The 10,860-nt window shown below is 60.1% G+C and carries 10 protein-coding genes; 4 read left to right on the top strand and 6 right to left on the bottom strand.

What is annotated here, in order from left to right; all coding sequences use genetic code 11:
• Positions 1–166 precede the first annotated feature (166 nt).
• From PMI37_RS26580 to PMI37_RS26560, 5 genes are all read right to left on the bottom strand, one after another.
• Entirely contained in the window at positions 167–1,186 is a 1,020-nt protein-coding gene (locus tag PMI37_RS26580) for a branched-chain amino acid aminotransferase (protein ID WP_008086978.1), read from the bottom strand.
• A gap of 255 nt (positions 1,187–1,441) precedes the next feature.
• On the bottom strand, positions 1,442–2,815 hold the full coding sequence (lpdA, locus tag PMI37_RS26575; protein ID WP_008086976.1) for a dihydrolipoyl dehydrogenase: 1,374 nt from the start codon (positions 2,813–2,815) through the stop codon (positions 1,442–1,444).
• 7 nt (positions 2,816–2,822) lie between these two features.
• Positions 2,823–4,094: a dihydrolipoamide acetyltransferase family protein gene (locus tag PMI37_RS26570; protein WP_008086975.1), complete on the bottom strand. Its 1,272-nt coding sequence runs from the start codon at positions 4,092–4,094 to the stop codon at positions 2,823–2,825.
• Complete coding sequence (locus PMI37_RS26565; protein ID WP_008086973.1) at positions 4,095–5,153, bottom strand: alpha-ketoacid dehydrogenase subunit beta; 1,059 nt, start codon at positions 5,151–5,153, stop codon at positions 4,095–4,097.
• 1 nt (position 5,154) lies between these two features.
• Positions 5,155–6,390, bottom strand: coding sequence for a 3-methyl-2-oxobutanoate dehydrogenase (2-methylpropanoyl-transferring) subunit alpha (locus PMI37_RS26560; protein ID WP_007915086.1), 1,236 nt, complete (start codon positions 6,388–6,390; stop codon positions 5,155–5,157).
• 185 nt (positions 6,391–6,575) lie between these two features.
• On the opposite strand from PMI37_RS26560, the gene bkdR reads away from it, so the two are divergent.
• Positions 6,576–7,064: a Bkd operon transcriptional regulator BkdR gene (bkdR, locus tag PMI37_RS26555; RefSeq protein ID WP_008086971.1), complete on the top strand. Its 489-nt coding sequence runs from the start codon at positions 6,576–6,578 to the stop codon at positions 7,062–7,064.
• Positions 7,065–7,258: 194 nt separating this feature from the next.
• Here bkdR and PMI37_RS26550 read toward each other — a convergent pair whose 3' ends face one another.
• Complete coding sequence (locus tag PMI37_RS26550) at positions 7,259–8,122, bottom strand: MBL fold metallo-hydrolase (RefSeq protein ID WP_008086969.1); 864 nt, start codon at positions 8,120–8,122, stop codon at positions 7,259–7,261.
• Between the two features lie 91 nt (positions 8,123–8,213).
• On the opposite strand from PMI37_RS26550, the gene PMI37_RS26545 reads away from it, so the two are divergent.
• The 3 genes from PMI37_RS26545 to PMI37_RS26535 all read left to right on the top strand — a co-directional run bounded on the left by PMI37_RS26545 (position 8,214) and on the right by PMI37_RS26535 (position 10,777).
• The gene (locus tag PMI37_RS26545; protein ID WP_008086967.1) at positions 8,214–8,555 is read left to right on the top strand and encodes an ArsR/SmtB family transcription factor; all 342 of its coding nucleotides are present in this window, start codon (positions 8,214–8,216) and stop codon (positions 8,553–8,555) included.
• Between the two features lie 167 nt (positions 8,556–8,722).
• Positions 8,723–9,967, top strand: coding sequence for an NAD(P)/FAD-dependent oxidoreductase (locus PMI37_RS26540; RefSeq protein WP_008086965.1), 1,245 nt, complete (start codon positions 8,723–8,725; stop codon positions 9,965–9,967).
• A gap of 9 nt (positions 9,968–9,976) precedes the next feature.
• Positions 9,977–10,777 carry a sulfite exporter TauE/SafE family protein gene (locus PMI37_RS26535; RefSeq protein WP_008086964.1) on the top strand — a complete coding sequence of 267 codons (801 nt, stop codon included), beginning with the start codon at positions 9,977–9,979 and terminating at the stop codon, positions 10,775–10,777.
• Positions 10,778–10,860 lie beyond the last annotated feature (83 nt).

The following is a 10,860-nucleotide window of genomic DNA, read 5'->3' as shown; positions in this document are numbered from 1 at the left end:
AGGTCAGCGTGTAATCACGCTGACTGCGCCTTTTTCCCGTGTTCATTACGTCCTCCTGAGAATGGGTCAGAAGGTGTAAACCTTATTCAGGACGGGACATCTTCACAACAAAAAGCCCCCCACCGATCACTCGGTGGGGGGCTTTCGCACATCCGAAGCCGTCAAATCAAACCTTGACGATCCAGCCCGCTGGCGCTTCGATGTCGCCGGTCTGCACACCCGTCAGCTCTTTATAAAGCTTCTGGGTCACAGGGCCGACTTCTGTCTCGCTGTGGAAAACATGCAGATGATCGTTGTAGCTAATGCCACCGATCGGCGTGATCACCGCAGCGGTACCGCAGGCACCGGCTTCCTTGAAGTCCGACAGTTTGTCGATCAGCACGTCGCCTTCAACCACTTCCAGGCCCAGACGCGATTTCGCCAGTTCGATCAGCGACAGGCGGGTGATGCCTGGCAGAACGGACGGCGAGTTCGGGGTGATGAACTTGTTGTCGTGGGTGATCCCGAAGAAGTTGGCCGAACCGACTTCTTCGATCTTGGTGTGGGTCATCGGGTCCAGGTAGATCGCGTCGGCGAAGTTGGCTTTCTTGGCTTTCGAGCCCGGCATCAGGCTGGCCGCGTAGTTGCCGCCGACTTTGGCTGCGCCGGTGCCTTGTGGGGCCGCGCGGTCGTAGCTGGAGATCTGGAAGTTGTGTGGGGTCAGGCCGCCCTTGAAGTAGGCGCCGACTGGAATGCAGAAGATCGAGAAGATGAACTCAGGTGCAGTGCGCACGCCGATGTTGTCACCGACGCCGATCACGAACGGACGCAGGTACAGCGCGCCGCCAGTGCCGTATGGCGGGATGAAGCGCTCGTTGGCACGCACCACGGCTTTACAGGCTTCGATGAACTGCTCGGTGTCGACTGTCGGCATCAGCAGGCGCGCGCAGCTGCGTTGCATACGCAGGGCGTTCTGGTCCGGGCGGAACAGGTTGATCGAGCCGTCCTTGCAACGATAGGCCTTCATGCCTTCGAAGCACTGCTGGCCATAGTGAAGGGCAGTCGAGCCTTCGCTGATGTGCAGCACGTTGTCTTCGGTCAGGGTGCCTTTGTCCCACTCGCCATCGCGAAAGTACGACAGATAGCGCTTGTCGGTCTTGATGTAGTCAAAACCCAGCTTGTCCCAATTGATGCTTTCGTTACCCATGACACCCTCTATCACTGAACAACCGTCGAAACGGTTCAAGGCTTCTGACGTTTTTTGGATGGGCACAACAATACTTCATTCTTGAGCGGTTTCGCAGCCCGGACGATGGAGGGATGAGCAGATTTATTAGCCTGCTTATGAAAAATCCTCGTTCATCGCTGAAAAGATCGCAGCCTGCGGCAGCTCCTACAGAATCGGCGAACCCCTGTAGGAGCTGCCGAAGGCTCGGGCCGCGATCGGACGATCTTTTGATCTTTACAGGTGCAACGCATGCCCGAGAGCACGCAACGCCGCTTCCTGCACCGCTTCACCCAGCGTCGGATGCGCATGAATGGTGCCGCCGATGTCTTCCAGTCGCGCGCCCATTTCCAGGCTTTGCGCGAACGCGGTCGACAACTCGGAAACCCCCACGCCCACCGCCTGCCAACCGACAATCAGATGATTGTCCCGACGAGCGACCACGCGCACAAAGCCGCTTTTCGACTCTAGCGTCATCGCCCGGCCATTCGCCGCGAACGGGAAACTGGAAACGATGCAGTCCAGACCGGCAGCCTTGGCCTCGTCCGGGGTCTTGCCGACCACCACCAGTTCCGGATCGGTAAAGCACACCGCAGCAATCGCCGTAGGGCTGAATTCGCGGGTTTTGCCGCTGATCAACTCGGCAACCATCTCGCCCTGCGCCATGGCGCGGTGAGCGAGCATCGGCTCGCCGCTCAAATCACCGATGGCGTAAACGTTGCGCATGCTGGTCTGGCAGCGGCTGTCGATTTTGATCGCCGAACCGTTCATGTCCAGATTCAGTGCTTCGAGGTTCCAGCCCTGGGTATTCGGCTTACGACCCACGGCGACCAGCACCTGATCGGTTTCCAGGTTCAGCGTTTCGCCTTCAGGGTCGCGCACCTGCAACGTGCCGTCGAAACCCAGCACGCTGTGTTTCAGGTACAGCTTCACACCCAGTTGCTTCAACGCCTCGTGCACCGGCTGCGTCAGTTCGGCGTCGTAGGCCGGCAGGATGCGATCCTGCGCCTCGACCACGCTCACGTCAGCACCGAGCTTGCGATAAGCGATGCCCAACTCCAGGCCGATGTAACCACCGCCGACCACCACCAGACGGTTCGGCACGGATGTCGGCGCCAGCGCTTCGGTGGAGGAGATGATCGGCCCGCCAATCGGCAGGATCGGCAGATTGACGCTGGTCGAACCGGTCGCCAGCACCAGGTGCTCGCACTGAATACGCGTGTCGCCGACTTCGACAGTCTTGCCGTCGATGACTTTGGCCCAGCCATTGATGACCTGAACCTTGTTCTTCTTCAGCAGGGCAGCCACGCCAGTGGTCAGGCGATCAACGATGCCATCCTTCCACTCGACACTTTTAGTGATGTCGAGCGTCGGCGCGGAAACGCTGATGCCGAGCGCCGAATGCTGACTGTGATGCCGGGTCTGGTGAAACTGCTCAGCGACATGGATCAGCGCTTTCGACGGGATGCAGCCGATGTTCAGGCACGTACCGCCCAGCGATTGGCCTTCGACCAGAATCGTCGCAATGCCCAGTTGCCCGGCGCGAATCGCCGTTACATAGCCGCCAGGGCCGCCGCCGATGATCAGCAGCGTAGTGATCAGAGATTGCATGCGAGCCTTACTCCACAAACAAAGTGGCAGGTTGTTCGATCAAGCCGCGAATGGCCTGGATGAAGAGTGCCGCGTCCATGCCGTCGACCACGCGGTGATCGAACGAGCTGGAGAGGTTCATCATCTTGCGGATCACCACTTGGCCTTTGACGACCATCGGCCGTTCGACGATTTTGTTGACGCCGACGATCGCCACTTCCGGCAGGTTCAGCACTGGGGTGCTGACGATGCCGCCCAGCGCACCGAGGCTGGTCAGGGTGATGGTCGAGCCGGACAATTCGTCGCGGCTGGCCTTGCCATTGCGCGCGGCATTGGCCAAACGCGAGATTTCCGTGGCGCTGTCCCACAGGCTGCGCGCCTCGGCGTGACGCACCACCGGCACCATCAGGCCGACATCGCTTTGCGTGGCGACGCCGACGTGCACCGCGCCGAGGCGGGTGATGACCTGAGCTTCGTCGTCGTAACGGGCATTCATCTGCGGGAAGTCGCGCAGAGCAACGACCAGAGCACGGACGAGGAACGGCAGCAAGGTCAACTTGCCACGGCTGGCCCCGTGTTTTTCATTCAGGTGCGCACGCAGTTCTTCGATTGCGGTGACGTCGATTTCTTCGACATAACTGAAGTGTGCGGCACGTTGAGTCGCGTCCTGCATGCGCTGGGCGATCTTGCGGCGCATGCCGATCACTTGAATCTGTTCTTCGTCGTCGCGTTGGGCGTAAGCGGCAGCCACGGGCGCCGAAGCGTTCGACTGACCTTGCGCCAAGTAGGCTTCAAGGTCTTCGTGCAACACCCGACCGGCCGGGCCGGAACCGCGCACCAGACGCAATTGAATGCCCAGATCCAGCGCATGTTTGCGCACGGCCGGCGAGGCGAGAGGACGTTCGTCTGCTTCGCGAGCGACCATCGGGTCCTGACAAACAGCTGCCGGACGTGGCACGGCGGCAGGAGCAGCTTTGCTCTCAACAACGGCCTCAACTTTCGGCGCAACAGGCTCTTTCGTCACAGCAGGAGCGGCGGACTCTTTAAGGTTACCGGCACCCTCAACTTCAATGCTGATCAGCACACTGCCAACCGCCATCACTTCACCCGGCTGACCACCAAGTGCAATCACCTTGCCGTGTACCGGCGATGGAATATCAACCATCGCCTTGTCGGTCATCACATCCGCCAGCACCTGATCTTCAACGACCATATCGCCAACCTTGACGTGCCACTGCGACAGTTCTACTTCTGCGATGCCTTCGCCGATGTCCGGCATCTTGATAACGTGCGTGCCCATTCAGACCTCCATGACCCGTTTCAACGCCGCGCCTACTCGGGACGGCCCTGGGAAATACGCCCACTCCTGCGCGTGCGGGTAGGGGGTGTCCCAACCGGTGACGCGTTCGATCGGCGCTTCCAGGTGATGGAAGCAATGCTCTTGCACCAGCGACACCAGTTCGGCGCCGAAACCGCAGGTGCGCGTGGCTTCGTGAACCACCACGCAACGGCCGGTTTTCTTCACCGACTTGACGATAGTTTCCAGGTCCAGCGGCCACAGGCTGCGCAGGTCGATGACTTCAGCGTCGACACCGGATTCTTCGGCAGCGACTTGCGAGACATACACGGTGGTGCCGTAAGTCAGCACGGTCACGTCCTTGCCCGGACGGGTGATCGCGGCAACGTCCAGCGGTACGGTGTAGTAGCCGTCCGGAACCTGCGCTTGCGGGTGTTTCGACCACGGCGTTACCGGGCGGTCGTGGTGGCCGTCGAACGGGCCGTTGTACAGGCGTTTCGGCTCGAGGAAGATCACCGGATCATCGTTTTCGATGGAGGCGATCAGCAGGCCTTTGGCGTCATACGGGTTGGATGGCATCACGGTGCGCAAACCGCAGACCTGAGTGAACATCGCCTCGATGCTCTGGCTGTGCGTCTGGCCGCCGTAGATGCCGCCGCCGCAGGGCATGCGCAGGGTCATCGGCGCGGTGAATTCGCCAGCCGAGCGATAACGCAGGCGCGCCGCTTCGGAAATAATCTGGTCGGACGCCGGGTAAACGTAGTCAGCGAACTGAATCTCGGCAACCGGACGCAAACCGTAAGCGCCCATGCCCACGGCCACGCCGACGATGCCGCTTTCCGAGATCGGCGCATCGAACACACGCGAGGCGCCGTACTTGGTTTGCAGGCCTTCGGTGCAACGGAACACGCCGCCGAAATAGCCGACGTCCTGACCGAACACCACCACGTTGTCGTCACGCTCAAGCATCACATCCATGGCCGAGCGCAGGGCCTGGATCATGGTCATGGTGGTCGTGGTCATGGCGGTTTCCAACTGAATATTGTTGTTGTGATCGTTCATGTCAGATCCCCAACTGCTGACGCTGGCGCTTCAAGTGCTCCGGCATCTCTTTGTAGACGTCTTCGAACATGGTCGCGGCGCTTGGAATCTGGCCGCCGGCGAGGGTGCCGTACTGTTCGGCCTGTTTCTGCGCAGCAATCACTTCGGCTTCGAGTTCGGCGCTGACCGCCGCGTGCTCTTCGTCTGACCAGTGGCCGACCTTGATCAGGTGCTGTTTCAGGCGGGCAATCGGGTCGCCGAGCGGGAAGTGGCTCCAGTCATCGGCCGGGCGGTATTTCGACGGATCGTCGGAGGTCGAGTGCGGGCCGGCGCGGTAGGTGACCCATTCGATCATGGTCGGGCCGAGGTTGCGGCGGGCGCGTTCGGCAGCCCAGGCAGAGGCCGCGTAAACCGCGTAGAAGTCGTTGCCATCGACGCGCAGAGAAGCGATGCCGCAACCGACGCCGCGTCCGGCGAAGGTGGTGGCTTCACCACCGGCGATCGCCTGGAAGGTCGAGATTGCCCACTGGTTGTTGACCACGTTGAGGATCACCGGCGCGCGGTAAACGTGAGCGAAGGTGAGGGCGGTGTGGAAGTCCGATTCGGCGGTGGCGCCATCACCGATCCACGCCGAGGCGATTTTGGTGTCGCCCTTGATCGCCGAAGCCATGCCCCAGCCGACCGCTTGAATGAACTGGGTCGCGAGGTTGCCGGAAATGGTGAAGAAACCCGCCTCTTTAACCGAGTACATGATCGGCAACTGGCGGCCCTTGAGCGGATCGCGCTCGTTGGACAGCAGTTGGCAGATCAGGTCGACCAGCGGCACTTCGCGGGCCATCAGGATGCTTTGCTGACGGTAGGTCGGAAAGCACATGTCGTCGATGTTCAGCGCCAAAGCCTGAGCGCTACCGATGGCTTCTTCGCCAAGGCTCTGCATGTAGAACGACATTTTTTTCTGACGCTGGGCGACGACCATGCGGTTGTCGTAGATACGCGTCTTGAGCATGGCGCGCATGCCTTTGCGCAGGATCTCGACCGGCACGTTTTCAGCCCAAGGGCCGAGGGCGTTGCCCTGATCGTCGAGCACACGAATCAGCCCACGCGCCAGGTCGGCGGTGTCGGCAGGTTCGACGTCGATGGAAGGTTTGCGCACCGTACCGGCATCGGTCAGATGCAGGTAGGAAAAATCGGTTTTGCAGCCTGGACGGCCCGAGGGTTCAGGGACGTGCAGACGCAGCGGTTCATACGCTTGGGTCATGGCTTCTACGCTCGATCTTGTGAATTTCTTGTAGTGAGCTGGCAGTCATTCTTCGGTAGAAGAAATCTTGTCCTACAACAATCATAGGCCGGGCCAAGAAGAATATTTATCTCTGTTTCGTTGCGCTGGAGACGATTTGCAGATAGAAATTCTGCATAAACATAAAAAACAGGTGGTTTTGTCTCATGCGCAAACTGGATCGTACTGACATCGGCATTCTCAACAGCCTTCAGGAGAACGCGCGCATCACCAACGCCGACCTCGCACGCTCGGTCAACCTGTCGCCGACGCCGTGCTTCAACCGGGTCAAAGCGATGGAAGAATTAGGCCTGATTCGCGAGCAGGTGACGCTACTGGATGCCGACCTGCTGGGGCTGCACGTGAACGTGTTTATTCACGTCAGCCTAGAGAAACAGGTGGAGTTGGCGTTGCAGCATTTCGAGGAGGCGATTTCCGATCGCCCCGAGGTGATGGAGTGCTATCTGATGGCGGGCGATCCGGATTATCTGATCCGGGTGCTGGTGCCGACGATTCAGTCGTTGGAGCGCTTCATGATGGACTTTCTGACCAAAGTGCCGGGGGTGGCGAATATCCGCTCGAGTTTTGCGTTGAAGCAGGTGCGGTATAAGACGGCGCTGCCGCTGCCGGCGAATGGGTTGACGTTGGGGGCGTGAAGATCAAAAGATCGCAGCCTTCGGCAGCTCCTACATGCTGATCGTTCCCACGCTCCGCGTGGTAATGCAGCCCGTGACGCTCTGCGTCACTTCCCGAAGCGGAACGCGGAGCGTCCCCGGGGGCATTCCCACGCAGAGCGTGGGAACGATCAATTTCTCCTGTAGGAGCTGCCGCAGGCTGCGATCTTTTGACGTTAAAGCTTATTGATCGGGATCTTCAGATACACCACGCCATTGTCTTCAGCCGCCGGCAAATTTCCCGCCCGCACATTCACCTGAATCGCCGGCAGCAACAGCGTCGGCATGCCCAGCCCGGCGTCACGCTGCGTGCGCATCTCGACAAACGCCGCCTCATCAACCCCGTCATGCACATGAATGTTGCTTTTGCGCTGCTCGCCAACCGTGGTCTGGCACTGCGACTCGCGGCCTTCTGGCGGGTAATCGTGGCAAACGTAAAGCTTCACGCTCGCCGGGAAGGCCAACAATTTGTGGATCGAATTGAACAACTGATGGGCGTTGCCACCCGGGAAGTCGCAGCGCGCCGTGCCGACATCCGGCATGAATAGCGTATCGCCGACCAGAATCTGCTCACCGTCGATCAAATAAGCCATGTCCGCCGGCGTGTGTCCGGGCACGTGCAGGGCAGTGGCCTTGAGGTTGCCGATCTTGAACGACTCGTTCGGTGCAAACAGGTGATCGAACTGCGAGCCGTCGACACAGAACTCCGGCTCCAGATTGAACAGCGCCTTGAACACGTTCTGCACTTTACTGATCGATTCACCAATGGCGATCTTGCCGCCCAGTTCGCGGCGCAGATACGGCGCGGCAGACAGGTGGTCGGCGTGGGCGTGGGTTTCCAGCAGCCATTGCACTTGCAGGTTGTGCGCGCGGACGAAGGCGATGATCTTGTCGGCCTGGGCGGTGCAGGTGCGCCCGGCGGCACCGTCGTAATCGAGCACTGGGTCGACGATCGCGCATTGCCCGCCGTCAGCCTCGTAGACCACGTAGCTGTAGGTCGAGGAGGCGGGGTCGAGGAACGATTCAATCTGCGCGGGCATGGACACCAACCTGAATAAGGGAAATGGGTTGCAACACTTTATCTAAAAACATAATGTTCGCAGCTTAAGTGACGTTGAAGGCCTCGTGCAAATGCAATCCAGTCTGACCGAATGTGAAGTCGCCCAATTGCGTGCCTCGGCCTCCAAGGCTTGTGCGTTGCTCAAGGCGTTGGCCAATGAAGATCGCCTGTTGATTTTGTGTCAGCTGACTCAGGGCGAACGCAACGTTGGCGAACTGGAAACCATGACCGGCGTGCGTCAGCCAACGCTGTCCCAGCAACTGGGCATCCTGAGGGATGAGGGGCTGGTCGCGACCCGCCGTGAAGGCAAGTACATTTTCTACGGCCTCGCCAGTCACGAAGTGATTCAAGTGATGAAGACCCTGTCGGGGCTTTACTGCGGTGCCGTCCTCAAAAGCTGGGAACAGCCATAAATGCCAGCCAGAACACCACGTACCCTGTGGGAGCTGGCTTGCCAGCGATGAGGCCGGCACATCCGACATCTATGGTGAAGGACAGGCCGCCATCGCTGGCAAGCCAGCTCCCACAGGTTTAGTGGTTGACTCGGAAAAATCCTTGCGTGCAGCAAAAGGAACAAGCAATGAACGATCAACACTGGGGCCCATCCATCAGTGCAGACATCGTGGTCATCGGCGGCGGTACGGCCGGCATCGGCTTCGTCGCCAGTCTGCTCAAGCGTGATCCGCACCTGAACATCATGGTCATCGAGCCAAGCACCCACCATTACTACCAACCGGCGTGGACGCTGGTCGGCGGCGGCGCCTACGACGTGAAAGACACCGCAAGACCGATGGCCAAAGTGATGCCGCGTCAGGTCAACTGGCTGCAAGCCGCCGTCACCGGCATTGATCCCGACAAACGCCAACTCACCCTCAACGATCAACGCACAGTCAGCTACCAGAACCTGATCGTCTGCCCCGGCCTGCGCCTGGCCTGGGAGAAAATCGAGGGCTTGCAGGAAAGCCTCGGTCAGCACGGCGTCACCTCCAACTACAGCTACCAGCACGCGCAATACACCTGGGATCAGGTGCAGAAACTGCGCGGCGGCAAAGCGCTGTTCACTCAGCCGGCCATGCCGATCAAATGCGCCGGGGCGCCGCAAAAAGCCCTGTACCTGTCCTGCGATCACTGGCTCAAAAGCGGCGTACTGAACAACATCAACGTCGAATTCAATCTCGCCGGCGCCGCGCTGTTCGGCGTGGCGACGTTCGTCCCGCCACTGATGAAGTACATCGAAAAGTACCACGCACAACTGGCCTTCAACTCGAACCTGGTCAAGGTCGATGGCCCGGCAAAAACCGCTTGGTTCGAGATCAAGGACGCCGAGGGCAACGTCACCCGCGGGGCGAAAACCTTCGATTTGCTCCACGTTGTGCCGCCGCAGGTTTCGCCGGATTTCATCGCACAAAGTCCGTTGGCCGACGCCGCCGGCTGGTGCGAAGTCAATCAGCACAGCTTGCAGCATCCGCGTTATCCCGAAGTGTTCGCCCTCGGCGATGTCTGCGGCACCAGCAACGCGAAAACCGCGGCGGCGGTGCGCAAGCAAGTCGTGGTGGTGGCGGAAAACCTCTTGGCCCTGCGCAAGCAACAACCGTTGCCGCTGAAGTACGACGGTTACGGTTCCTGCCCGCTGACGGTCGAGAAGGGCAAAGTGATCCTCGCCGAGTTCGGTTATGCCGGTAAGTTGCTGCCGACCTTTCCACTGGACCCGACCGTGGCGCGGCGTTCGGCGTGGTTGCTCAAGGCAACCTTGCTGCCGTGGTTCTACTGGAACGGCATGCTCAAGGGCCGTGAGTGGCTGACACGTGTGTCCAAGGTCGACTGAGAAAACCCTATGTTGCTGGCAAGTCTGTTTGGCGTGGTGATGGGGTTGGTCCTCGGCTTGACCGGGGCCGGTGGCGGCATTCTCGCGGTGCCGGCGTTGGTGCTGGGGCTTGGCTGGACGATGACGCAAGCGGCGCCGGTGGCCTTGTTTGCTGTCGGCAGTGCGGCGGCGGTTGGCGCTATCGACGGCTTGCGTCATGGCCTGGTGCGCTATCGCGCGGCGCTGTTGATTGCGGCGTTGGGTGCGGTGTTTTCGCCGTTGGGGATCTACTTCGCGCATCAGTTGCCGGAGAAGATCCTGATGATTCTGTTCAGCCTGCTGATGGTCATGGTGGCCTGGCGCATGCTGCGCCGCGAGCGCCAGCAGCAAGGGCCGAGCGATCACGGTCACGCCAGTTGGGGCCAGAAGAACTGCATGCTCAATGAAGAAACCGGGCGCTTTGACTGGACGGCCAAATGCACCGCGACCCTCGCCGCATTGGGCGCGATTACCGGAGTGGTTTCCGGGTTGCTCGGGGTCGGCGGCGGGTTTTTGATTGTGCCGGCGTTCAAGCAACTGACTGATGTGCAGATGCGCGGGATTGTCGCGACATCGTTGATGGTGATCAGCCTGATTTCGGCGATCGGGGTGATCGGCTCGTTTCACGCCGGTGTGCGGATTGACGGGCAGGGCGCGGCGTTTATCGTCGCCAGCGTTGTTGGCATGATCATCGGGCGCAAGCTGTGCGCACGAGTGCCGGCGCGGGCGTTACAGGTGGGGTTTGCCAGTGTGTGTCTGGTGGTGGCGGGGTATATGTTGTTGCGGGCTTGAGTATTTGAAGATCAAAAGATCGCAGCCTCGTTTCACTCGACAGCTCCTACATGGAATGCGAATTCTGTAGGAGCTGCCGAAGG

It is taken from the genome of Pseudomonas sp. GM80, assembly GCF_000282515.1.
Lineage (GTDB): Bacteria > Pseudomonadota > Gammaproteobacteria > Pseudomonadales > Pseudomonadaceae > Aquipseudomonas.
The sequence above is the reverse complement of the archived record's forward strand: the minus strand, read 5'-3'. Positions and strand labels throughout refer to the sequence as shown.